The sequence below is a fragment of the Viridibacillus sp. d25.2 genome (genome assembly GCF_055456015.2).
Window position 1 is genome coordinate 3037302 of record NZ_CM196652.1, and the last position, 23803, is coordinate 3061104.

A 23803-nucleotide genomic window follows, 5' to 3' on the forward strand; every position below is an offset into this window, starting at 1 on the left:
TTAATCAGGAAAATATTACGAATTTTAAGAGAAGCTATTTTTTCTTCATCCACATTTTATATGCATTAATTGAATTAGACTTATGTACGTTTTGTTCAATCAAACAAATTGGAATTTATCTAATTACTACCTTAATATACGGGTACACAAATTTCACAATGATGATTATTAACCATTTTGACTACATACCTTTCGATAATTGGTCTTGCTTCATCAAATTGATATCCTAGCCTTGATAATTCTGGAAAAATATTAATCCACGCTTTTTGAACTGCTTCTGCTGTATGATTAATTTTAAAAACAGCATATTTTCCTCCAACAATATTACCTTCTCTTATATAGCCATCAGTTACTGAATAGTCGTTTGAAACAACTATGCAGGTATCATAACGACAGTTTTCAGGTTTAGTAGTTTCAGGATTATCCTGAGCAATTCCAAGAATTACGGATTCGTCATTAAGTAAATGATTAGCTTTTGCCCATTCTTTTAATTTTTCCATTGTTCGCACATTGTTAATTCCATAAGGGCCAATCTGCCTTATGTAAGTAATCCGATATGCTGGAATCTTTTCAATCATAATATTCATGATCTGTTTGCCTCCTTTAAAGAATAAATAACTTGTTCATTACAAGATTACTACGCTTTAAAATAGAATGCACAGCGTTTTTTTAAAATTATTTACATAAATTTTAAATATTCACATTCCCAATATACTAGGAGTATAATCCCCTTTAAATTATATCGATACATTCCTCTGTACCTACAAGTTTATAACAGAAGCTTTTCTCCTTCTTGGATTGACGCCCTGTTGTTTAAGTGGAATATTTCACAAATAAGTGAAAATAGATTATACTGGACTAACTATCATATTCAAAAAGGAGGAATTTCCTATGACCGAGAAAAATCAATCCGAAGCACCAAAAAAGAAAATCAGCCTGAAAGAGGCAGTGAAGCAGCAGCTTGAAATCAAAAAAAATCAGTCCTCTGTTAATAAAGGAAAAAAGAATGTCGACCTTTCAACGAAAAAAATGAAAAGTCAGCAAACGAAAAAAACAAGCAATACCCGTAGAAAAATGGGTGTCTAATGAACAGATAAAATCAGATACCCATCCCACGGTGTTAAAGTCAAGCTAAGAGATGGACAAATTGGACGAGTACAGGAAATTTAATCTTGAAGTTCCCTTATAGGGGTAGCATCAGGAAAGTGCGAATTTACAATGCTAAGAAAGTTTCGTCTAATAAAAAAAGTCAATTCCATTTGGTATGAAGGAATTGACTTTTTTATTACCCTTTTTTCACTAACGCACTCGTTAACTTAATACAAGATTTAGCTTTCTATTTCTTACTCCTTCGGCATCTTGCTCATATCCATATACAACACATTCCAGCGGTGACCATCTAAATCGGTAAAACCGCAGCCGTACATCCAACCCTGGTTCTCTGAGGGCTCACCAAAAATTGTACCCCCAGCCTTTACTGCCCTCTTTGCTAATTCATCTACTTCTTCTTTGCTCTCTGCATCAATCGAAAATAATACTTCAGTAGCTTGTTTTGTGTCGACTATATCATGTTTGGTGAAATTTTCGAAAGTGGAAACAGGAAAAAGCATTATGGTAGCATTATTATCTCCAATGACTAATTTCACTTGATTGCTATTGCCAAGTGGTGTACTAGTCGAAAATCCAAGTTTGCTATAAAACTCTTTTGATTTATTTGTATCTTTAACTGGCAAGTTAATCCAAAATTGTTTTGTCATAGTTATTTCTCCTTTTTAAATTTAATTCTACTCTCCTATATTGTCCAACTAAGTGTAACCTAACCTAAAAAGTGGCCCCTATTTTTTTTACTAAAGCAACTATTAATTTAAGTACAATTCTTTACTAACTATAGTTATAACAATCTATTTTCAATATGGTTTTACCGTTACGCCTAGTACAGCTGCCCGAATCATATCCATATCATTTAATTTAGCTAATTCTTTCGGTGTTCCTGTTACCACAGCGCCTATTATTTCAATATTTTCAGGAGCTAGTTTTGCAGAATTACCTTTTAAATTGTTATATATACGATTAAATTCCCCAAAGTATTTTCCATCTTCATAATTTAAGCCCGTTTGTACATCATCAATAAAACGCTTCTCACTCATAGAGGAATCGGTAGGGTGTTCACTAAACCCGTAAATTTCAGTAGCTAATTCAGGGAAAGTAGGTTTGTATTTGCTTTTGTGTGTGTTTAATGATTCAATGTCTTTTTCTGAATAAGTATCTACCCAGTACCATTTAAGTTTTATATTCTTTGGAATTAATTCACGAACTTCTTCCGGTGTATATTTTTGGTTAAATGAAACCCCTAATTCGATCAAAGTATCATCTGTAAATTTATTTAAGGTTTTTAGGTCATTACGAATTTGGCTGTACAATACCTCTGGATGATAAAAATTCATCATTCTTTGCTTTGTATCACGGTCATAAAACCTTAAAAGTCCGTCTTCTTTATCTTCAATCTGTATTAATGAATGATCACCTGTGAAACCACTCACCCCACCAAACAGACTATACGTAACAACATGATTACTCCAATCTACTGGAATCCCTTCAATCTCTTTATATCGATTAAACGTTAAAATCCCTTGAAATACACCATTTGATTCGTTTAGGCCCCCTAATAACTCAATATTAGGATTAGTGATTCTGCTAAATGATTCGATATCACGCATCGCCTTTTCTTGACTTCCCCTTAAAATAAAAAACCAAGACAAACTTAAAGTAATTAACAAGAAAACTATAACAAATAGAGAGATACCCATATTTCGAAGAATCGTTCTTCTCTTTGCTTTTTTTACAACCTTTGAAATAGTACTTGTTGACTTTCCATCAAAAAAATCATTTAATTCCTGTTCTTTTTTATTTACTGTCATGTTTTTCCTGCTCCTTTCGATATATCTCTTTAAAGGTTTTTCTTGCACGGAATAAATAGGTTTTCAATGTTCCTAAATTTAAATCCAGCATCTCAGAAATCTCTTCGTAACTTAATCCAAGTACATATTTCAATAAGATTAATTGCTTATGTAAGGGAGTGAGTTGATTCAGTATGTCTTCAATTTCTTTTTTCATCTCAATTTGTTGAACATAGTCTTCTGGTAAAAGTGAATCGTCTACAAGCTCAAAGTGGTCAAAAGATATACTCACTTCCCTTTTTTGTTTGCGACACAAATCATAATAATGATTAATTGCTACTCGAAATAGCCAACTATACGCTTTGTTTGGATCAACTGCATCAATATTTAAAATAAATTTATAGATGGATTCTTGGATAATATCTTCAGCATCTCGAGGATTTGCGCCATTTTTAATTAAATACTTAAAAATAGTTGCTGTTTTTTCTTGCAAAACTATGTACAGTTCATCATGCCGACTCAATTACTCCCCTCCTTTCCAGTTATAAGACCTTTAACAACGAAAAAAGTTAACACTTAAAATGAAATTTTTCTTAAAAATTTACAAAATAAAAAGTATGATCCACTAGAATCATACTAGAATATGATAATTCGCTGTTTAAATTAATGTTACTTTTTTTAAAACCGATCTACTTTCGTCTTGGGAAATTTAAAATTTCAAAGTGTGCTATACCAAAAATTTCTCTATTTAAAATCTATCCCGATTGTTGACTACAAGTTAAACAACACTCAACGTTCTTCTACTATAGCCCACTATACTTAGATAAGAGTGTATATTATGCTAAATTTTCATACTGCAAAACATATCATTTGCATTGGTTACTATACCAGTAAGTCTTCAAGTTATTTTTCTCCTTAATTTTACATAAACCTCTGTGATAACAGATTAGTATACTATCAACAATACATAAAATGGGTATTATACCATAAATGAAAAGTGACAATATCGTAACTTTTTTATTTAATTTGTAACCATAATCGAAGGCTACTATTTTCTATTTCTTATAAAATGTAAATAAAGAAGAAAATATGGAGGGGTTTTACGATGAAAGCATTAAAAATAGCAATTGGAACTCTAGTTGTTGCAGTTATAATAATATTGTCAATGTCTCTTTTCGTTAAGAACGAGCTTGCAGATATGTTAAACCCTTTTATTCATCAAAAGGATGTTTTCGTAAAGATTGTTCAAACTGGAAGAAAGATTGATCAAAAAACATATGAGTATGCCTTAGAAGGAATTAATGAAGATGGCAAGAAAATAAAGATTACTTTCACTGCCGGTAAACAATTACGGGAGGGGGCATACTTAAAAGTTGATACAAAAAGAACTTATGTGAAAGCTTGGGAAGAGGTTCAGTTGAATGATATTCCTTCCAGTGTTCAAGATAAGCTCAAATAAGACTTATGGAATTTGGTCATAGTGTAAGATATTTTACTCATTTTTTTGTCTAGAGTGGCGACTATGGTTGAACTACGTTATACCATATTGAATAATACTTGAACTAATTTATTATCAATTAAGCTCAATTACATCAATAGATTGTAGAAAGAATAAATAAAGAAGTCAAATCACTACATAAAGTAGTTGATTGACTTCTTTATCATTTTGATAAAAATATCTAGTAATCTTCAAAAAACGCACTTATTTATGAAACGGTTCACCACCATTATTATTCAACTAAACTGCCATTTAGTTGAATAATAGAAAAGAGCCTTACGTACTTACAGATTAATCTCTTCTTTTAAAGCCATCATTAGTTCAACAAGACGAAACACCAAATTAACATCTCTCAATTTATTCAACTGCATCATTATAACCTAAAATTTATAATACCAAAAAATCGCTATTTCATTTGCTGTTGGAAAGTTTGAATAAAGCATAGTATCAACTGCACCGATTACAAAGTTATTTTTGGCATAAAAATAACAAGCTGAAACATTAATATCTTGTGTTTCAAGCATAAGACCACCAAAGTTATTCTCCTTTGCCCATTCAATAGCTTTATTTAATAATGCTGTTCCAACACCATTTTTTCTATATTCTTTTGCAACAGCAATATCCTCAATAAATGCATATCCATTCCAATTAGAACGAATCTTAATCTGACCAATGCAGCTGTTTTCAACGTAATAAAAAAATACAGCTTTCCCCTCTTCTTCAATGTAACTGATATCAATTTCATCATCTTCATATTTCTTGAAACAAGGTTCAGAAAATATCTCCTCTGTATATTTCCAAACATTGTTTTCAAATGTAGGTATAATTCTCCCCGTAACAATGAAACCATCGTTTGATTTATTAAAATCCTTCATATTAAATTGAGTCATTTTAATTATCATCTCATTCTCCTTCTAAACGAAATTATATGTAATCCAACTTCTATTATCGCCTTATCTTTCCTTAGACTTTCATCAAGAAACGAACCCCGTTAGTTGAACAAGGGGATGGAATTATTTGTAGATATATTAAACTTAGCGTCAATCTATTCTTGATCATTACTATGTCCAATCCTCTTTATTCCTTTTTCATATACTAAGGAAAAAAGTAGGTGAGAAAATGAGTAGTGATGGACATAACGCTTCACGCAGAGATAGAGATAAAGAAAATATAGATTCAGCACATCAAGCGTGCATTGACCGCGCTTATCGTATTCCCATATTTTTAAGTACGACAACGCATTTAAATGACAACCAACAACGGTTTCTAAACCGTCTCATTTTGGAGATCGAGAACGCTTTGCTTTTTCCACGTACATTGCCTCTAAGCGAAAGTTATCCGGAATCGATTTTAACGGATATTCGTCGGTTAGTTTCATCAAGTTATGGAATGTTGGCAGTCAACCTTCGTCGGTTTAAAGTTGAAACAGTCGATGTCAATACCGGACCCCTTCCACCACCCACTCCGGTCTGGGAAGGTTCCGTTTATTCGCAAGTAGAACCCTCAATGGCATTTCAATTTGGACTACCCTTATTATTAGTAAGGGAAGAGGATACCGACGCAAATAACGGAATTTGGGCAGGAGGAATTGCCCCACTCAATCTATTTATCGTATGGCATTCTGAAACACAAACTGTTGAACAATTCTTTAAAACGCCCGAATGGAGATCCGCCTTTGCCAATTGGTGTGCGCAAGTAAGAAATGCCTTTTACATTCAGACAGAACCTAAATTTAAATATAGATGTGATTAATCCTTCAGCTTGGCCAGCACTGTTAGTTTTCGCCTTCTGAAGAAACGTTAACTTTATACATCTTTTGAATCGGTATAGCCTCATGTTTCATGAGGCTATTTTTTCAAAACAAAGACCACATGAACGAAGCGGTGAAGCTTCACATTTCAGCAACTGGAACACCATGAACAACTTAATTGGAAAAAGCTCAATTACTTATGATACGGTTCATCGTAGCTTATATTAAATTGTAATACTTCCCTTCTCTTTGACCATCAATCTCTGTAGTTATAGATAAACAAAGACCCTATTCAACTAACCTGCTTCGTTAGCACAATAAGAAAAAAGAGCTGCATATGCAACTCAATAAACAAAAGAACTGAATGTTATTTTTCACTCAGTTCTTTTGCAAACATCCCGTTTCATAAATGTGCAATCTTATTATTTTCGTACAGCTTCAAATGTAATGAGTTGGCTATCTTTTGATGGTTGTTTTTTGAAAGCATAATCGGCAGAACAAGTAATATCGGAAAAACCAATGCTTTCTAATATAAGTTTAAATTCCTCGATTCCGTACCATCTCATTGCAAACTTCTGTAATTCTGTGCCTATCAGCTTACCTTTTCTCCATTTCTCGTATTTTAAATAAGATAAGGTATATTGGTCGACCCAGTTGATTTCAATTGATTTGCTCTCTAATGAAATGCCTTCTTCGTTAGAAAGTGGAAAGGTTGCAGTAGTAATTTCTCCTGTACGCCAATTGCTTGGTAATTCCAAATCAACTATTACACGCCCTCCTGGTATTAGATGATTATAAAAGCATTTCAGAGCATCTTTAGCATCCGTTAAATTGTCAATCAAGCAAAAGGAGCCTGTAGGTATAACGACAGCTTCATACTTTGATTCCAAAGAAAAACTACGTAAGTTACCTTCATATAGCTTCGGATTTAAGGCTCTTTCTTTGCATCGTTTTCAACAAGAATCTAACATTTCAGTTGAATAGTCAATGCCATCAACAATAAATCCATTTTCAAGTAAGGGAATTAAGAATCGGCCTGATCCGACAGCAGCTTCAAGTATCTTCCCTTTAGTCCCTTTTAATCTTTCAAGATAATATTCAATATCACCGTCAATTGAATACCCCACTGGTTTGGTAAAATCATATACTTCCGTACTTAATGCACCATAATAACTAAACATTTCATTTCCTCCGATATTATATGCAGAAGAATATTAATCGAATTATTAAAACTTCCGCACCTCAAGTTTGTTAGATGTAGGTAAAGAGCTGACTATCATATTAAATCACTCACTTTCTATACAATATTGTTACATTTTACACTTTTTTACTAACCCTCTGCTTTAGTTAAAGAAGAAAAAGAGCCGTGCTGTTGGTATCAGAAGGGTTGTGAATACTCTTTATTTATAATAGTCTTCTTGAATCATTCCCATAAGGACTTCATCAGAGTATTTATTGTTCATATAAAGGGATTGTCTTAATGTTCCTTCTTTTTTAAATCCTGCTTTTTCATATGCTTTTATGCCACGAATGTTATGAGAAAATACCTCTAATTCCAAACGATTTAGTTTAAGCTCCTCAAAAGAAAATTTTTGTGCAAGTTTAGTTGCTTCAGTACCATAACCTTTGTTCAAAGTATTTCTACTATGTAGTGATATTCTAAAACCCGCTTTTTTATTGTCTTGATCAATGTCTAAGATTGATAAATCACCTATTATTTCATTATTATCCAATAAACAAATGGCAAAATCATAACGTGTGGGGTCTTTGCTAAACTGTTTATAACTTTTTATGATTTGGTCAAGTGTAAATGGGTTACGAGTACCAGTCATATACAAAAACTCTTCATCCTGACAAGACTTATAAATACTTTCCATATCTTCATCTTTAATAGGTCTTAAGTACAAAAACATTCCCTTTATCACCATAATAACTTCCTCCTTTTTTCTTTTTCAATACAAATTGTTCATTAGTTTGCTGTAGCTTGTAAAGACGGTGCGGCTTCAGAACAGCTCAAAGATCTTTTATTAAAGCTCCCCGATAGTTTAAGTACATTTTTTCACAAGTTTTATTTTTAATTCTGCTCCATACTTATCTATTCTTTAATAGAATGTTGTAATGAAATTACTGAATTTTCATTTTGAATGCAGCCGTTTGAAACCATTATATTTCTCATTTGAGTATTATCAACTTGAGTAAGCCCTAGATAAGACTTTGCCATAAATTCAACTTTCAATCTGTGTAATCCTATTAAGTGTAAGTTTTTGCCCAGCCTTTTCCCTAGAAAATCGGGGTGAATGCCTATCCAAAAAATGCGACCTTCTTTATCTGTATTTGGTTCTATATGAGGAAAAACTACACCAACAGGTTCATTATTAACTATACACACTGTATACATTTTCTCTACTTGTGATGGAAGCTCCGTCCTCATTCCGGTTAAAAACTTCTCTGTTTCAGTATAATTTTTACCCATTACTTCAGATAAAAAAGAGATAGAGTTATTCTCAGAAGTTGACCATACCTCATATTTCGGTATCGATACATCTAATGGTGTTGTAAAAGATCTTGTATATATAACCCTTTCACCAATAATTTTCATTTTAGTTCTTGTACAATTTAAGTTATCCAAAAAAGTTTTAGGACACTCAAACATTACTTTTTTCAGTTTACTGCCTTTTAGTTGAGCTAAAAGCTCGTTTATACGCATATCTATTTCAGCAGCTTGATAATGTCTATTCTCTAAAATTTCTAAAATGATTACATTATCACATTTTATGTAATTCACACCAACTCTTTGCAATTTTTGAAGTAGTAAATCCATTTAATTTCACCCCTTTTATAAAAATTCTTTACTTTTTTCTAACCCGCTCGGTTAGTGGAAGTAAAAATTACTTAAAAGGAAAATCATATCCTATATAGTTAAATACATTTTTGAATCCTATATTTTCTGCAACTGCAATAGACGGCTTGTTTGATTCCATACAATCCCAATACGGAACAATATTATTATTTAAACAATCGTTTACAAAAGATTTAGCTATTTTCTGGGCTAACTTTTTCCCTCGATGTCCTTCTATAGTTTCAATGGTTACAGCATGTACATTTTCAACGACAAAACCTGAAAAACAAATACTTACAATTTCATCTTTGTAAATCATACAATATCCTATACCTTCACTAAAGAACGTTTCAGTAGAAGACCAAAACTCTAAAATTTTGGAGTGTAAAAATTCAATGTTTTTTATTGAGTAATCATTGTTTTCAAAGAGGTTTTCACAAATTTTCACAACCTTATATCCTTGTTCAATGGCAAGTTCATAGTTGCATTTATAATCATCCTTTTGTAGCGTATATACCCTCTGATTCCAACTTCCTAATTTACGGCTTTTAAGTGCTTTTTTAATAGTTGTATTCCATTTTCTGTGATTACCAACACCTTCAAACCAATTTAATCCAACTTTTATTGCTTCAGGTATGATTATCTTATCAATAAAATTGTTTAATTCGTTATTGAACCCTTCATTTTTTTCATCCCCAATAAAGATAAAGCCATAATTATTACCTAACCAAATAAGTCCAGAAGTAGGCAAATCAGTATCATCTACAAATACTCGACCTGGATTTACTCCTTCAATTACTGCTTTTGCTTCTAATTGACCATGCTCATATAACAATTCTTTACACTTATAGAATTCAAACTTTTTCAATTCTAAAATCATACGTTACCACCCCCACATAACACTAATTTTACCATATTAATACAAAGTTATCTTCTTAAAATAACCTGAGCCGATGGGTGAACAAGAACAATAAAACAGCTTGAGTCCATTAGAACATGAGGGCTCAAGCCGTTTAAGCATTTTATTATATCGACTGTCTACTTAACAGGAGCAGTTCAAAACCGGCGTGGGTTATTGTCTTACTGCTTTTTCATTATTTCTTGCACTTCGTGTAATTGCTGCTTGATCAGCTCTAAGTTTTCTTTATTTTGTTGGACTGTATCCAAATTCTCACCATATCGTTCTGCATTCAAGTGTGCATTTTCTGCATGTTCTATTTGATTGAAAGTATGCTCAATCCCTATCTCCTCCAGGTGTGACTTTACTTGCTTTAACATACGATCTGCCTTTTGGACAGAGTTGCTAAACAAAGTGCTTGGATGATCCTGTTTCCAGCTTATATCTGAGTGCTTAGCCAATTATGCCTCTTCCCTTCCTACCAATTAGATAAATTATCTAGACATAGTATTGTAAAATGTCCAGAAAATATGCACAGTAATAATAACGTATATCTATGTAATCTAAATATGAATTTTTGTACAAAACTTTGACTATTGATACATCAACTAAAGAAAGAGCACATAAAAATCTAAAATAACTATAGGATAATCTAACTTTAGAACGGGAATCTTTGCAAAAAAACAGCCAAACTAATTACTTAGTCAGACTGTTTTCCCTAGATATATTACGTCACTCAAACGAGGAAGAAAACCTCATTTGCTTATGATACGGTTCATCATTGCACCTTTAATGGAGGTTAGGTCGCTGCTGAGGAAGCGGCTGCATGGTCAGCCTTCACACAATCAATTGCGACAACGATCGCAATAATAATGGCCTCCATCTCCTCGTTCAATATTTGAACCTTATAGCTATCTCCCCAAGTGAACCACTCCTTGTTCACTTTACCGATGACAACACCATGCTGTAAGACCTGAAAATCCATATCCCACCAATTACCATATATATCAATGTCTGATGCATCAATCGTATAGTGTGCTTTAAAGAAAGAAAACTTCTTCTTAATCGTTAACACCTCTCGATCATTTACCTCAACAAAAAACTTCGGTAAAAAGCTGAACACCTTTTTCGTAATAAGCGCGACTTCATCTCTTGTTGTATTCATAATGGAGAAAGTCTTTGGAATTTGCATAAAACTACCCTCTACGTAATAAACATCATTCTCCTGCTGATCCTTTACCGTAAATTTGCCACTTAGACTGAATACCTTTTGTTTTATATAAAGTTGCTTCATTCTGCACCTCCTTCGAAATAGTATATCAATATAGCGCAGATTTCATCATAGCTATTAATAATTATTAAAATAGTTTTTTGGAATTTGGACTTGTAAATTTTACAAAAAAAGTAGTTCCTTCAGTTCCTGTTTGAAATTCAATTTTTGCGTTATGACGGGCCGCAATGGCATAGCATATGCCCAGTCCTAATCCAGTGCCATTATCTTTGGTCGTATAAAATGGAGTACCCAATTTCTCTACAATCGCAGGACTGATACCTTCTCCTTGATCCCGTACTGCAAGAACTACACAATTTTCATCTCCTTTGTAGGTACTGATGGATAAAACCTTACCTGTGCTCATTGCTTCTAATCCATTACGGTATAGATTTATTATCAATTGTCGTATTTCGTTACGATTTAAAAGTAAATCTGGAATGTCTTTCAGATCAAATTGAATAAATTTGTTTTGATTAAATGTATCTATCTTTATTAAAGGAGTAATATCTCGAATAATAGAATTTAAATCTAACATCTGTAAATCGGATGTCTTTGTATTACCTATAGAAAGAAATTCAGTAATAATAGAATTGGCACGGTCAAGTTCTTCAATCATTACATTAAAGTAATCATTATGTTTTTCGAATTCGCTCTCTTTTTTTAATAGCTGCAAAAATCCTCGTACTGTTGTCATGGGATTTCTAATCTCATGGCTAATACCTGCTGCCATCTGACCTATTAAGTCTAGGTTTGATAATCTTTTCAATTCCTTCTCATATTTCTTTTTTTCGGTTATGTTTTTTAAAAGGCAACAGATTCCCTCATCATACGGGTAAGCAACTACTTCGTACCAATGATCACCATAGGCTGAGGTCATTTCGAAATGTACTGGTATTCGCTCTGACATCGCACGATGAAATTCCTTATACATGACCGTGTCTATACATTTCGGGAAAATTCTCCATATATTCTGGCCTAATACATCTTTTGCCGTTTTCTTTTGCGGCAAATATTGATGTTTATTCATGTAAATAAATTCCCACTCTTTGTTCAATGCAAAGAATCCATCCGTTATACTTTCAATAACACTTGTAACCTTTTCATTAGCAGAAGCTAGTTCCCTTGTTCGCCTTTCTACCATATTTTCAAGTTGATCCATATATAACAAGTTTGAAAACGTAGGGGCTGTGGCATCGACTATCGATTTTGCTAATTGAATTTGAGATTCATGGTAATTACAAGTTTCCCCTCCTAAATTGACAACTGTTATAACCCCTAATACTTCCCCCATTGAAACCAGTGGGATCATAAGTAGACTCATATTATCTATATTTGGAGTGAGAATTATACTTTTTGTTTCAATAACCTGCTGAATCATAGCTTCGTAGCTTTGGTTCATTCTTATGCTACTAAGATTCTCCATCCAATTTGCTTCTGTCCAATCACAGTCTTTATTTATCTTCATGAATGTGATTGTGTTTTTTCCCAACGGATCCAGGATGTGGGCTGCACTTTTTTTGCTATCTAAAATCTTTCCTAAGTAGTAAAAACATTTGTCAAGACTTTTCTGCACGGAGGAACACATCGACAAATCACGTGTCACATCGAGTAACAACTGCTTTTCTGCAATAAGGTTTTCCTTTTGCTTTAAATTATTTGCATTTTGTATTGCAACTGCAACCATATTCACATATGCTTCAACACTTTGAATTTCCGACTCTGTTAAATTCATCGGCGTTCCATAATCAAATAAAAAAACTAAACCAAATATCTCTTGTTCATATGAGATAGGTAGTGCTAATAAGGATTTAATTTTGAAGGCTTCTACCAATTTAGGGTCCATCCGATTATCCTTTGAGGAATCAGAGATATAGATGGTTTTTTTAGTTTCAATAACTTCTTTGGCCAGTAAGTCTAGTTCAATATCAATTACCAGTGTATCGAGCGTTATGCCATTCATATCTTCTGGTTTTCCTATAAATCCTCTAAATGTGCCATCTTTTTCGGGTAAATAAATACCAACCGAGTTACATTGCACGATTTCCTCGGATATTGCCTGCGTTACACGCTGTAAAACATCACGTAATTCTAACTTTGTATTAATTACTTTGGTTATATTCGCGAGCCTAGAATATCTCGTCTGTTCAATTAGCATTCACATGGTCTCCAATCAAAGCCTACTAAAATTAAAAGTATAATTTCTAGCTAACAGTCTAGTTCTAGATCATTTTACTATTTTTAATTTATATCTGTATCCTATTATACATGGAAAACCTCTATTACTTATGATATGGTTCATTGTAACTAATATTAATTTGTATTACTTCTTTTTTCTTCAACCATCTATCTTTATTATTAAATAATAAAAAAAGACTTATTCAACTAAATTCCAATTTATATCATAACCTAGGCATTTGCTTGTTTGAAAGCAAAATAAAACATCCCGAAGGATGCTTGGTTAGCGCTTCATATAGATTGTTAGTTGTTGTTCCATACCTCTTTCTAATAATTCATAATGGTTTAAAACATGAGAAGTGTAAGTGAATCTTTTGGTTCCAAATATAATTGCTTCACCTTTTGCTGCGGCTAAGAGCCCCGATACATCATTCGTTTGTGTTTTGAAAATAACTTCTCCATCCGAATCAGCAAACTCAACTTTCATATCTATCACCTCCCAAAACAATTATAAGTTGTAGAAGACGCAAATTTGCAATGCATATCTGAAAATACTACCTATTTACACTTCTGCAAACGCAGCCATTTTCATCAACACCTCTTCTAGAAAGTTTTAATCATTTGAGTATTCCCCACAACTTCAAACCCTAATCTTGTGTAATAGTCAAACACCCTCTTATTGGAAGGATTTGTTTCTAGTTGAAGAGCTACAATATTATCTATTTTCTCCATACAATTAAGAAAATAAGCACCTATTCCTTTACTTCGAAACTTTTCTTTAACGTAAAGCTCATCTATGAATAGAATGTTTCCCCCATATTCGTTACTCCAAAAGTAAACTAGTATTGAATATCCGATAATTTCATTGTTGTTTAATAAAATTTTAATCTGAACCTTTTGTGTATTTTTTTTACACTCATTAATGGTAGCGTCTACTTTTGTGCGATTCATCAGTTGCCCTTCAAGATCATCGCTGTAAAGAGAACTTACCATTTCAAAAAATTCATTGTAATCTTCATCCAAATAATCCCTTAACTTAATATTCATCACTTTTCACCTCTAGTATACGAAATATAATACACTCCTCAAATTTCCCTAGTTCTATTAAACCCACATTTACCAATATTATACTATTTTTATAAAATTCTATAGTTTTCAATGTTATAATACTATTAAAGACTGGAGGGATTAAATGAATTATGATTTCAAATTATAAAGCTGTTTTGACTAATAATCATAGTTTCTATCAATTTCTTGATTTATTTTTCTTTAATATATCCCTAATGCAAATACGATTTTCAGAGTTTAATTAATGATGAAAACTGTTTACCTTTTGTTTGAGATTCTATCAGCTATAAGATTTGCAAAAAGGGAGGAAAAGTAATGTCTCAGTTAAAATCAGTTTCACAATATTTAGAGATCAACGGTCAAAAGCAATTTCTATCGATACACTCATCTGATGACAGCCTGCCTATTTTGTTATATTTACACGGCGGACCAGGTGATGCTGCATTACCTCTGATTACAAAATACAACCAATCCTTAGAAGAATATTTTACAGTTGCTGTATGGGAGCAACGCGGGGCAGGGAAATCGTATTATTCTTTTCACGATGATGAAAAAATCACGATCTCAATGTTTATTGAAGATATTTATTTAATTGTGGAATATCTGTTGCGGAAATATAAGCAAAGAAAACTATATTTATTAGGTCATTCTTGGGGTAGCGTCCTGGGATTGAAGTTTAGTCAACTGTATCCAGAAATGATACATACATATATTGGCTGTGGTCAAGTGGTCAATATGAAAAAATCATCGCGTCTAGCTTATGAATACGTACTTAAGAAATGTTTGGAGGAAGGCAATGCTAAAAAAGAGAATAGATTAAAAAGAATTGACTACACATATTCGTCGGAGAATTGGTTGAGTGATTTGTTGTTTGTAACAAGGCAAGTTGTTAAATACAAGGGCTCTCTTTATGGACACACAAACTATAATACCTTTGTGAGAGATTTTATCTTTTCTAGAGAATATACTTTTAGGGACTTAATCAATCGTCAAAAAGGTTCTATCCAATCAATAAAACGTCTATGGCCTGAGCTGATGACAGTCAATTTTGAAAGTGTTAAGGAAATATATGTTCCAGTCGTTTTTATTCAAGGTCGACATGATTATCACGTTTCGTCAAGTCTTGCAAAAGAATATTTTGATACGATAGTTACGCCAAAGCAATTTTATTGGTTTGAAAATTCTTGTCACTTCCCTCAATGGAGTGAGGCAGAGAAATTTACAAGTGTTATGCGCTCTATTTTAAAAACGTCAAGCAAAGTACATGAGTAAAAGCCAGATAGCTCTCAAATAAAAGGAAAAGTGATCAACTTCTTTTTTACTTATTCTCCCAAAAACATTATAGAGAATAATTTATAAGGAGGTATTTAATCATTAAAAAACTAGTCATTATTATACTAACGCATATATTACTTCTCAGAACGGGAATATGTATTTTATATAATTCAACAAAAAATTTAGGTTTAATATTTAATAAAAGCACAAAAGGATGTCGGGTCAGTCCCGTATACTACACAGCCTTTTGTGCTTTTATTTTTGTAACCGCATTGTGTACCTATTACACCAAATGTCCTTTCAAGTCTCTTTAAGTCCGTGTGTGCTAAGTCCCCTACTGAATGAGACCCCATCTTATTAAAATTATGTTCCATTTGTTTGAAATACCCCACACTTCGGATAAAGGATGACCTAGGCAAAGTTTTTTAGCCACATATTCATAAGTCCATTTTGCAATGCAAGCAGCATGTTAGGACCCATACCTTCAGCACTATGAATTGGAAATTGGTTAAAGATTGCTTGACGAACAGGTTCTGGACTCCCCCACAACCTGTTCGTTTTTTCAAGATTAACAAACTGCTTCTGTATTCTTGATAAATTCTTTTAACCTAGGTTCATTTTCAATATCACTATTATTTCTATTCACAATATCAGTATCAGAAGGAACAATTTATTTTGAATCAGTCTCTATATTGGTACAACCAATTATAAGCAAAAACATTATACTGACAGTTCTCATCGCCTATAGAAGTATGGGTTGAATGCTGAAAGAAGTTAAAAATTCTTTTTGAAGTACGGTGTTTTTTTCAGCACGATACATACTGGAATCGCGATGAGTAAACCGACAACGTTTTGAATTACGTCCCCGGGAATGGATACCATAGGCGCAACCCAACTTTTGAACATTATCGCTTGCCCGGTGTAGTATACGGCAATCATCACGGGCATTGAAACGACTGCTCCTAAAATGTTTAAACGAATGTTGTCGCCTCTATGTCCTTTAGACCAAGCGATTTTCCCAACGATGACACCTTGTAATGCGCGCGCGATTATTGTTGTTGGTGCCCAAATTAACCAACCACCTACGATATCAAATAAGCCCATCCCGATTGCCCCTACAAGACCACCTTTTTTAGGGCCGAATAAAATCGCTGCGATGAAAAGCATTGACGTGCCTAAATGGATGAGACCACCTTGACCGAATGGGAGTTTGATATTGATAAACATTGTTGCCACGAAAACAAGTGTTGATAAAATTCCTGTAATAACTAAATCAAATGTTTTGTTGCGTGGTTTAATATAGGTTTGACTTTGTATATTTTGCATCTGTATCTTCCACCCTACGATAATTTTTTTGATAATTTTAACTTTAGCAGACGACTGACTATTGTAAAAGTGTCAATTTAATAAAAATATTAAAGGTCAGATTGTTTTTCTATGTATAATAATTATTCATCTCTCGAATATCAGTTGGGTGTATTTTCGCATCTTTTTAAATATGATACGATGAAGAGAGTATAAGTAGTATTAGTTAGGTGGAGAGTATGATGAAAAAAGTTGCTGTAATTCAGGATATTTCATCCTTTGGGAAGTGCTCGTTAACGGCTGCGATACCTGTGCTGTCAGTGATGGGTGTACAGGCGGTACCATTGCCAACTGCGATTTTAACGGCGCAAACAGGGTATCCGAGCTTTTATTGTAAGGATTTAACGTCAAAGATGGACTACTTTGTGAATGAGTGGGGCAAACTTGGTGCGACCTTTGATGGGATTCATACAGGCTTTGTGACAGGAAAAGAGCACATAGATAACATCTTTCAGTTTTTAAGCGTGTTTCACTCGAGTGAAACAACGCTGCTTGTCGATCCAGTGATGGGCGATTTGGGCGAGGTGTATAAAATGTATACAGGCGAGTTGCTTGATCATATGAAGGAGCTAGTGAAGCGTGCAGACATTATTACACCAAATATTACAGAGTGCTGCTTGCTTACAGGTTCGTCGTATGAGAAGTTACAAAGCTATCGAGACAATTTAGATTATTTTCAGGCGCTAGATGAAGCGGGACATCAACTACAGCAAGCAACTGGAGCGAACGTCATTATTACTGGTTTGAATCCGCCGCCAACAGATGCAGACAAGCGTTATGTAGGCAATATGTATGTCGATGCGGATCGTTCATTTTATAGTATCCGCGACTATAACGGCGAGAGCTATTCAGGCACAGGTGATTTGTTTGCATCAGTCATTATGGGTGGCATGATGCGCGGGCAGGATTTAGTAGAGTCGATGAAGCTTGCAGAGACGTTTTTAGCCGCTGCGATTGAAGCTACGTCGAAGGAGGAAGTTCCAAGGGAGGCAGGCGTGGATTTTGAACAATTTTTGCGTATGCTGCTTTAGTAATCTCAAACTCTTAATCACATGGGTATGCTTTGGGGTGCTTTAGTTGGACAGGAATTAAACAACCTTATTATTGATTTTTTCATATAAACTTATTTAAATGGATAGAAAATAAACAACTTTTAAAAGCCTCACTACATTCAATGAGAGCGTAAAATATCTTGTGTAAATGAATAAATAGAAAAAGGAAGACCTTTTCTTGTAGAATTAAGTCACCACAACACAATTCACAGAAAAGAGGTCTTCCCTATGAATAAGTTTACAACAGATATTGTCCAAGCTCTAGTAAAAAAAGAAGATATTAAGGAAGTTTTTCGCACGCACCTAGAATCGGCCGTAAACGCGCTCTTAGCGAGCGAATTGACATGTTTCTTAGATTACGAAAAGTATGACCGTATTGGCTTCAACTCTGGCAACTCTAGAAATGGCGCCTATTCACGGACGCTTCACACAGAATTTGGTGATCTTCAAATTGCCATTCCACGTGATCGCAACGGTGAATTTAGACAACAGACTGTGGCTCCATATAAGCGTTCAAATGATACGCTCGAATCGTTTGTCATTCATATGTTCCAAAAAGGTGTAACGATGACGGAAATCTCTGATTTAATTGAGAAAATGTATGGTCATCATTACACGCCACAAACGATTTCGAATATGACGAAAGTGATGTCTGAACAGGTAGAAGCTTTCCAAGCTCGAGCTCTCTCTGCACGTTATGCGTGCGTTTATTTGGACGCGACATATATCGCTCTAAAACGTGAAACAGTCGCAAAAGAAGCCGTCTATATTGCCGTTGGTATTCGTGAAGATGGTTCTAAAGAAGTCTTAGCTTACACAATCGCACCAAATGAATCAGCTAGAGTTTGGAAAGAACTTTTGGAAGATATCAGAGATCGTGGCACAGAAGAAATATTATTATTCATTTCAGATGGTTTAAAAGGTATTACTGATAGTATTTTCTCCGTCTTTCCCGAGTCAAAATATCAATCGTGTTGTGTGCATCTTGCACGTAATATTGCACATAAAGTACGTGTGACAGATCGAGCTGAAATTTGCGAGGATTTTAAGACTGTTTATCGTGCAGACAACCTCGAAATGGGGCAAAAAGCATTGCAAGAATTTGTGGAGAAATGGAAATCCATTTACCCGAAAGTAACGAAGCCATTGCTTGAAAATCCGTATATTTTCACGTTCTACAGCTTTCCAAAAGGTATCTGGCGCAGCATCTACTCCACAAACTTAATAGAATCCTTTAATAAACAAATCAAGAAATACAGCAAGCGAAAAGAGCAATTCCCAAACGAAGAATCGTTGGAACGCTTTCTTGTATCTCAGTTTGATCAGTACAATCAACGCTTCGCTACACGATGTCATTTAGGGTTCGACAAATCGCGTGCAGAGTTGGAATTAATGTTCAAATCAAAAGAATAAAAGAGCATCTACAAGAAAAGGTCACACTCATTTACACATAAATATTGACGGTCCCCATTCAATGTAGCGAGGCTCTTATATATTAAATAACTTTATTATCTCTTTACAAATTTACATCAAATTTTATCACAAAGTGATTTGATATTTAAAAATTCCCTCGTGAAGTGATTACCTACTAATATAGTGATTTCTTCGGCCGTTTTACCGTCAACTTTATGTGGATGAGTTGTACATAGTCTACATCGACTGATTTACTTTTTGTCTCTTCTTTTATGAAATCCACCTTTTCCATAAAATATGAGCTATTTGTTCACTTCTCCATAAATATGCTTATTTACACTTAAAAATGTCGTCCCTAGAATTATAAATTTATTCAATATATAATGTGATTAATTGTTGTAATATTAAAACGCTATAGTTAATTTCTGTTTTAATTTTCTATGTAAATTCTGAATTTATAAGTAGAGGAGAGGTCTTATGATAGAGTCAATTACAATTGATGAATTGCAAGAGGCGCAAAAACACACTAACTTTGTAATTTTAATACCTAAATTGCCCTCTACCTACTCTATTGACAATATATCTTTAAGAAAGGAATCGAGCAAAGTACGTTCTTCTATCCGTTTTGAAATAAAAAATAAAAAAGGAATTATAAGAATTAAACAGTTTTTTTATGATTGGGCTATACCTGTGATAACTGCTGATACTAATTTAATAAATCAAGGTAAATCTTTTAATATAGATGGAATCGTTGGGTTTATAGGGATAGATTATAAAGGAAATCAAGCAGCATGCTTTGCTAGATGGTTTACTAATATTGAATTATCTGTTTTAAAAGGGGTTTACGAGGAAGAAGAAATTTTGTTAATTTTAAAAATGTTAGAGCCAGTTGATGAATCCTTTATAGAGAGTTTGGGCAAGCAATCTTTTTCTACTAGCAGCTTTACTTCTCGTTTTAAAAAACCAAAATGGGATAAAGAGGATGAAGTTACACGAGTTTCATGGTTCGAAAATGATATTACATTTCTAAAAGAGTTGATGATAGAAATACCTATATCTCCCCCTCACAGGTATGATGATTATTTTTTAGACTCCATAGGATATCAAGTTCACCATACAGGTACAGAATTACACCTTTTATATAGGTCTCAATTAAATTATACGGACGGATTATGGCTTTGGATTGCACCCAAAAATTTATCCGACCCTTTACCTACACGTATTGGAAATAAAATTGGAAAAAGGCAGAGTTGGAATATAAAAAAAATAAGTTGTGATTTTTTAGGTGTTCCAAATAAAGATATTTTTTTATGTAGACAAAATAGTTCTTATAGAGGTTGGGCTATACATTGGGAAAGAGACAAATACATTTATCACTTGTATATAAGACCTTCTACTACCTTTAAACTTAGGCAGATTAAAGAATTTTTAACTTTATTACATTCCTAAATATTTTTAGTAATTCTAGACCTCAATCCAAATTTAGTACATAGAAGGGTAAAAGCTTCTTGTTGATCATGATTAACAAGAAGCTGGGGGTACCACCACAATCGCTGTCAAGTAAAAAAAATATTAGCTTGATGGGGATGGGGTAAATCCCAGAAAATAAATATTGAGATTTAATTGCATTTTAAAAGTATCAATAGACTTATTGGTTAGGCCATTAAGCTATAATAGGTAAATGAAAATTTAGTTTACTAGTATGCAAAAGTTAAGTTCAGTTATATGATTTAATTTTATCCACCATTAATGATTGTGATGATAAAAGCAAATGACAAAAACGCACAAAGAGGCATATAAAGAAATGTATCCATTTTTGAAAATTTCGTTTTTCTTATTTTCTTGAAAATCCCAAAGTATTTAAAATCGCCAAGTACTCTTAGACTAAAAACACAGGCACAAACCCAAGCACCTACTCGAACAATTAAGAATTTCCCAGGTAAAGATATATAATTAGCCTCAAAAAGAAGAATGATACTTGCTATGCCAAGCATTAAAGCTACGACCAATGTCCCGCTAACACTAGGTGAAAATGCGCGATTCCCCTCTACTTCAGGGATAACAGCATTCTTTCCCCATCTCCCACCAAATGCCCAGTAGACGTGAAGTAAGCTAATACAAAACAAGATACATACAGCTAAAATAGATATTACTGATACCATTGTTTCCCTCCTCATCGTTTCCAATTTCAATAATTGAATAGCTAAAACCCTGTTACTTAGTGTCTAATTCCTTCTAAATCAGTTGAATTATCCCATTATGCTAAGTACTTTAAAATTAAAAACTAAAAAGAGTACCACCTTTATGAATACAAATAAAAACAGCTTAGAGGAAGTATATTACATATTTGACCACCTAACAAAAGATTGTCATTTAATAAGGAGGGAATAATATTTCACATAATACAAAAAATTGTCCCTGTTATACCAGCTAATATATTCTCCTCTTTATCCCTAACCACTAAGCTAATATTTTTGATTTTTACATTTTATTATTATCTATAATCTTATCACTAATTTTATACATATATTCCACTTCAAGTGACAGTATAGAATATGTGAGCTAATCACAATCTATCTCAATAAACTGCATATTTTTTTCATTGTAATAATTCCAATAAATTCGTCAAAAGCAATTCTTATATTCATACAAAGTATATATTTCAAAAAAATAAATTTATTATTCAGTCATATTTTACCTTTGTCTCGAATATATGATTCATATGGTGGTTTTTGAATCATCCTTGCTATGGGGAAAGACTGTAGAAAATGAAGCACTAGGAGGAGTTAAGGTGAAAGCGACGATTGAGAAGCGTTTAGGTTTGAAAGAATTAGCGGACAAGGTAGTTTCTGCAGAAAAAGCTGCGGCACTGATTTCAGATGGTGATGTAGTAGGGATGAGTGGATTTACTCGCGCAGGGGATGCCAAAGTTGTGCCACTTGCACTTGTAGAACGTGCAAAAAAAGAAAAGTTCCAAATTGATGTGTATACGGGCGCTTCTCTTGGCCCTGAAGTAGACCGCTATTTGGCTGAAGCTGGTGTTATCCGCAAGCGTGGACCTTATCAAGGTGAACCTGCATTACGAAATCTCATTAATAAAGGTGAAGTTCTTTATGTAGACGGTCATTTATCTCATGTTGCTGAATTAGTCCGACAAAATATTTATGGACCTATTAAATTTGCCATTATTGAGGCGTGTGCTATTACGAAGGATGGTTATTTAATCCCTACAAATTCTGTTGGAAACTCACCTATCATCGCTGACTTTGCAGAAAATATTATTGTTGAATTAAACATTTCATGCTCCGAGTCTTTTATTGGTATTCACGATATTTATGTACCTAATAAGCAAGGAGAGCGTGGTCCAATCCCAGTAATAAGTGCTACTGATCGCATTGGAGAAATTGGTATAAAAATTGACCCTAAAAAAATCCAAGCCATTGTCATCTCAGAAAATACGGATGCTCCTTCTTTAATCGTACCTCCTGACGAGGAAACAGCTATTATGGCCAATAATTTACTCAATTTCTTACGAGATGAGATTAAAGCAGGCAGGTTAACGTCTAAGTTAGCACCGATACAATCTGGTGTAGGCTCAGTAGCAAATGCTGTTTTACAAGGCTTCCAAGATTCAGAATTTGAAGATTTAGAAATTTATTCTGAAGTTTTACAGGATGCTGTCTTTCATTTAATCGATGCAGGAAAAGTAACATTTGCATCGGCTACTTCTATTACATTATCTGAGGAATTAGGTAAAGTAGTATTTGAAAATATGGACAAGTACGTAGATAAACTATGCTTACGTCCGCAAGAAATTACTAATCAACCTGAAATAATCCGTCGCTTAGGTTTAATCTCTGTTAATGCGGCACTAGAGGCCGATATTTATGGCAATGTCAATTCAACACATGTCTCTGGTACACGTATGATGAACGGTATTGGTGGTTCTGGTGACTTTGCCAGAAATGCAAGATTAGGTATTTTCGTAACGAAATCTTATGCAAAAGGTGGCACCATCTCATCTATTGTTCCAATGGTCTCACACGTTGATCATACTGAACACGATGTGGACGTACTGATCACCGAGCAAGGTGTTGCTGACTTACGTGGATTAGCACCGAAAGAACGCGTACCGTTAATTATCGAAAACTGTGTACATCCAGATTACAAAGAACAACTATGGGCGTATTATAATGATGCCGTAGAAAAAACAGGTAATAGCCAAACACCTCATAATCTTGAAAAAGCATTTTCTTGGTACGTCAATTACGCTAAGAACGGGACAATGATTGAGTAATCG

The 23803-nt window shown here is 33.7% G+C and carries 24 protein-coding genes and 1 pseudogene; 9 read left to right on the forward strand and 16 right to left on the reverse strand.

Going from position 1 to position 23803, the window contains the following annotated elements:
• Positions 1-131: 131 nt before the first annotated feature.
• The gene (locus tag ACZLO7_RS14940; RefSeq protein ID WP_464940107.1) at positions 132-587 is read right to left on the reverse strand and encodes an AraC family transcriptional regulator; all 456 of its coding nucleotides are present in this window, start codon (positions 585-587) and stop codon (positions 132-134) included.
• A gap of 304 nt (positions 588-891) precedes the next feature.
• On the opposite strand from ACZLO7_RS14940, the gene ACZLO7_RS14945 reads away from it, so the two are divergent.
• Positions 892-1086 (forward strand): hypothetical protein, encoded by a 195-nt coding sequence (locus ACZLO7_RS14945; RefSeq protein WP_464940108.1) that lies wholly within the window; start codon positions 892-894, stop codon positions 1084-1086.
• A gap of 12 nt (positions 1087-1098) precedes the next feature.
• Complete coding sequence (locus tag ACZLO7_RS14950; protein WP_464940129.1) at positions 1099-1170, forward strand: DUF2196 domain-containing protein; 72 nt, start codon at positions 1099-1101, stop codon at positions 1168-1170.
• Positions 1171-1343: 173 nt separating this feature from the next.
• Here the strand turns inward: ACZLO7_RS14950 and ACZLO7_RS14955 are convergent, their stop codons facing one another.
• From ACZLO7_RS14955 to ACZLO7_RS14965, 3 genes are all read right to left on the reverse strand, one after another.
• Complete coding sequence (locus tag ACZLO7_RS14955) at positions 1344-1757, reverse strand: VOC family protein (RefSeq protein ID WP_464940109.1); 414 nt, start codon at positions 1755-1757, stop codon at positions 1344-1346.
• 150 nt (positions 1758-1907) lie between these two features.
• The gene (locus ACZLO7_RS14960) at positions 1908-2918 is read right to left on the reverse strand and encodes an anti sigma factor C-terminal domain-containing protein (RefSeq protein WP_464940110.1); all 1011 of its coding nucleotides are present in this window, start codon (positions 2916-2918) and stop codon (positions 1908-1910) included.
• The gene (locus ACZLO7_RS14965; RefSeq protein ID WP_464940111.1) at positions 2905-3420 is read right to left on the reverse strand and encodes an RNA polymerase sigma factor; all 516 of its coding nucleotides are present in this window, start codon (positions 3418-3420) and stop codon (positions 2905-2907) included. The genes ACZLO7_RS14960 and ACZLO7_RS14965 overlap by 14 nt, the downstream gene beginning before the upstream one ends.
• Positions 3421-4002: 582 nt before the next feature.
• Here ACZLO7_RS14965 and ACZLO7_RS14970 point away from each other — a divergent pair.
• Positions 4003-4356 carry a YxeA family protein gene (locus tag ACZLO7_RS14970; protein ID WP_464940112.1) on the forward strand — a complete coding sequence of 118 codons (354 nt, stop codon included), beginning with the start codon at positions 4003-4005 and terminating at the stop codon, positions 4354-4356.
• Between the two features lie 419 nt (positions 4357-4775).
• On the opposite strand, the gene satA is transcribed toward ACZLO7_RS14970, so the two are convergent.
• A complete protein-coding gene (satA, locus tag ACZLO7_RS14975) occupies positions 4776-5297 on the reverse strand; it encodes a streptothricin N-acetyltransferase SatA (protein ID WP_464940113.1) in 522 nt (173 codons plus the stop codon).
• A 217-nt stretch (positions 5298-5514) separates the two neighbouring features.
• Here satA and ACZLO7_RS14980 point away from each other — a divergent pair, with 217 nt between their 5' ends.
• A complete protein-coding gene (locus ACZLO7_RS14980) occupies positions 5515-6147 on the forward strand; it encodes a hypothetical protein (RefSeq protein WP_464940114.1) in 633 nt (210 codons plus the stop codon).
• Positions 6148-6567: 420 nt separating this feature from the next.
• Here ACZLO7_RS14980 and ACZLO7_RS14985 read toward each other — a convergent pair.
• From ACZLO7_RS14985 to ACZLO7_RS15025, 9 genes and pseudogenes are all read right to left on the reverse strand, one after another.
• Positions 6568-7326: pseudogene (locus ACZLO7_RS14985) on the reverse strand (class I SAM-dependent methyltransferase).
• 219 nt (positions 7327-7545) lie between these two features.
• On the reverse strand, positions 7546-8073 hold the full coding sequence (locus ACZLO7_RS14990) for a GNAT family N-acetyltransferase (RefSeq protein WP_464940115.1): 528 nt from the start codon (positions 8071-8073) through the stop codon (positions 7546-7548).
• A gap of 167 nt (positions 8074-8240) precedes the next feature.
• The gene (locus ACZLO7_RS14995) at positions 8241-8966 is read right to left on the reverse strand and encodes a GNAT family N-acetyltransferase (protein ID WP_464940116.1); all 726 of its coding nucleotides are present in this window, start codon (positions 8964-8966) and stop codon (positions 8241-8243) included.
• A 67-nt stretch (positions 8967-9033) separates the two neighbouring features.
• Positions 9034-9864 (reverse strand): GNAT family N-acetyltransferase, encoded by an 831-nt coding sequence (locus ACZLO7_RS15000; RefSeq protein WP_464940117.1) that lies wholly within the window; start codon positions 9862-9864, stop codon positions 9034-9036.
• A 200-nt stretch (positions 9865-10064) separates the two neighbouring features.
• Positions 10065-10343 carry a hypothetical protein gene (locus ACZLO7_RS15005; RefSeq protein ID WP_464940118.1) on the reverse strand — a complete coding sequence of 93 codons (279 nt, stop codon included), beginning with the start codon at positions 10341-10343 and terminating at the stop codon, positions 10065-10067.
• A gap of 338 nt (positions 10344-10681) precedes the next feature.
• A complete protein-coding gene (locus ACZLO7_RS15010) occupies positions 10682-11176 on the reverse strand; it encodes an LURP-one-related/scramblase family protein (protein ID WP_464940119.1) in 495 nt (164 codons plus the stop codon).
• 64 nt (positions 11177-11240) lie between these two features.
• Positions 11241-13310 carry a GAF domain-containing sensor histidine kinase gene (locus ACZLO7_RS15015; protein ID WP_464940121.1) on the reverse strand — a complete coding sequence of 690 codons (2070 nt, stop codon included), beginning with the start codon at positions 13308-13310 and terminating at the stop codon, positions 11241-11243.
• Positions 13311-13613: 303 nt separating this feature from the next.
• Positions 13614-13817, reverse strand: coding sequence for a thymidylate synthase (locus ACZLO7_RS15020; RefSeq protein ID WP_464940122.1), 204 nt, complete (start codon positions 13815-13817; stop codon positions 13614-13616).
• 116 nt (positions 13818-13933) lie between these two features.
• The gene (locus ACZLO7_RS15025; protein WP_464940123.1) at positions 13934-14377 is read right to left on the reverse strand and encodes a GNAT family N-acetyltransferase; all 444 of its coding nucleotides are present in this window, start codon (positions 14375-14377) and stop codon (positions 13934-13936) included.
• Between the two features lie 336 nt (positions 14378-14713).
• On the opposite strand from ACZLO7_RS15025, the gene ACZLO7_RS15030 reads away from it, so the two are divergent.
• Positions 14714-15670 (forward strand): alpha/beta fold hydrolase, encoded by a 957-nt coding sequence (locus ACZLO7_RS15030; protein WP_464940124.1) that lies wholly within the window; start codon positions 14714-14716, stop codon positions 15668-15670.
• A 777-nt stretch (positions 15671-16447) separates the two neighbouring features.
• Here the strand turns inward: ACZLO7_RS15030 and ACZLO7_RS15035 are convergent.
• Complete coding sequence (locus ACZLO7_RS15035; RefSeq protein ID WP_464940125.1) at positions 16448-16999, reverse strand: ECF transporter S component; 552 nt, start codon at positions 16997-16999, stop codon at positions 16448-16450.
• Positions 17000-17220: 221 nt separating this feature from the next.
• Between ACZLO7_RS15035 and ACZLO7_RS15040 the strand changes: the two genes are divergently transcribed.
• The 3 genes from ACZLO7_RS15040 to ACZLO7_RS15050 all read left to right on the forward strand — a co-directional run bounded on the left by ACZLO7_RS15040 (position 17221) and on the right by ACZLO7_RS15050 (position 20952).
• Positions 17221-18069 carry a pyridoxamine kinase gene (locus tag ACZLO7_RS15040; protein ID WP_464940130.1) on the forward strand — a complete coding sequence of 283 codons (849 nt, stop codon included), beginning with the start codon at positions 17221-17223 and terminating at the stop codon, positions 18067-18069.
• 249 nt (positions 18070-18318) lie between these two features.
• On the forward strand, positions 18319-19503 hold the full coding sequence (locus ACZLO7_RS15045) for an IS256 family transposase (protein WP_464941454.1): 1185 nt from the start codon (positions 18319-18321) through the stop codon (positions 19501-19503).
• A gap of 477 nt (positions 19504-19980) precedes the next feature.
• A complete protein-coding gene (locus tag ACZLO7_RS15050; RefSeq protein ID WP_464941075.1) occupies positions 19981-20952 on the forward strand; it encodes a hypothetical protein in 972 nt (323 codons plus the stop codon).
• A 287-nt stretch (positions 20953-21239) separates the two neighbouring features.
• Here the strand turns inward: ACZLO7_RS15050 and ACZLO7_RS15055 are convergent, their stop codons facing one another.
• Positions 21240-21665, reverse strand: coding sequence for a DUF3995 domain-containing protein (locus ACZLO7_RS15055; protein ID WP_464941076.1), 426 nt, complete (start codon positions 21663-21665; stop codon positions 21240-21242).
• Positions 21666-22294: 629 nt separating this feature from the next.
• Between ACZLO7_RS15055 and scpC the strand changes: the two genes are divergently transcribed.
• Positions 22295-23800, forward strand: a complete 1506-nt coding sequence (gene scpC / locus ACZLO7_RS15060) for a succinyl-CoA:acetate CoA-transferase ScpC (protein ID WP_464941077.1) — start codon at positions 22295-22297, stop codon at positions 23798-23800.
• Positions 23801-23803 lie beyond the last annotated feature (3 nt).

Coding starts and splice junctions, on each gene's coding strand:
- ACZLO7_RS14990 (WP_464940115.1), bottom strand. CDS start 8,073: ATGGTGATAAAGGGAATGTTTTTGTACTTAAGACCTATTAAAGATGAA.
- ACZLO7_RS14955 (WP_464940109.1), bottom strand. CDS start 1,757: ATGACAAAACAATTTTGGATTAACTTGCCAGTTAAAGATACAAATAAA.
- ACZLO7_RS15055 (WP_464941076.1), bottom strand. CDS start 21,665: ATGGTATCAGTAATATCTATTTTAGCTGTATGTATCTTGTTTTGTATT.
- ACZLO7_RS14980 (WP_464940114.1), top strand. CDS start 5,515: ATGAGTAGTGATGGACATAACGCTTCACGCAGAGATAGAGATAAAGAA.
- ACZLO7_RS15020 (WP_464940122.1), bottom strand. CDS start 13,817: ATGAAAGTTGAGTTTGCTGATTCGGATGGAGAAGTTATTTTCAAAACA.
- ACZLO7_RS15040 (WP_464940130.1), top strand. CDS start 17,221: ATGAAAAAAGTTGCTGTAATTCAGGATATTTCATCCTTTGGGAAGTGC.
- ACZLO7_RS14960 (WP_464940110.1), bottom strand. CDS start 2,918: ATGACAGTAAATAAAAAAGAACAGGAATTAAATGATTTTTTTGATGGA.
- ACZLO7_RS15015 (WP_464940121.1), bottom strand. CDS start 13,310: ATGCTAATTGAACAGACGAGATATTCTAGGCTCGCGAATATAACCAAA.
- ACZLO7_RS15050 (WP_464941075.1), top strand. CDS start 19,981: ATGATAGAGTCAATTACAATTGATGAATTGCAAGAGGCGCAAAAACAC.
- ACZLO7_RS15010 (WP_464940119.1), bottom strand. CDS start 11,176: ATGAAGCAACTTTATATAAAACAAAAGGTATTCAGTCTAAGTGGCAAA.
- ACZLO7_RS14940 (WP_464940107.1), bottom strand. CDS start 587: ATGAATATTATGATTGAAAAGATTCCAGCATATCGGATTACTTACATA.
- ACZLO7_RS14945 (WP_464940108.1), top strand. CDS start 892: ATGACCGAGAAAAATCAATCCGAAGCACCAAAAAAGAAAATCAGCCTG.
- ACZLO7_RS14970 (WP_464940112.1), top strand. CDS start 4,003: ATGAAAGCATTAAAAATAGCAATTGGAACTCTAGTTGTTGCAGTTATA.
- satA (WP_464940113.1), bottom strand. CDS start 5,297: ATGATAATTAAAATGACTCAATTTAATATGAAGGATTTTAATAAATCA.
- ACZLO7_RS15045 (WP_464941454.1), top strand. CDS start 18,319: ATGAATAAGTTTACAACAGATATTGTCCAAGCTCTAGTAAAAAAAGAA.
- ACZLO7_RS15000 (WP_464940117.1), bottom strand. CDS start 9,864: ATGATTTTAGAATTGAAAAAGTTTGAATTCTATAAGTGTAAAGAATTG.
- ACZLO7_RS15035 (WP_464940125.1), bottom strand. CDS start 16,999: ATGCAAAATATACAAAGTCAAACCTATATTAAACCACGCAACAAAACA.
- ACZLO7_RS15030 (WP_464940124.1), top strand. CDS start 14,714: ATGTCTCAGTTAAAATCAGTTTCACAATATTTAGAGATCAACGGTCAA.
- ACZLO7_RS15025 (WP_464940123.1), bottom strand. CDS start 14,377: ATGAATATTAAGTTAAGGGATTATTTGGATGAAGATTACAATGAATTT.
- ACZLO7_RS14995 (WP_464940116.1), bottom strand. CDS start 8,966: ATGGATTTACTACTTCAAAAATTGCAAAGAGTTGGTGTGAATTACATA.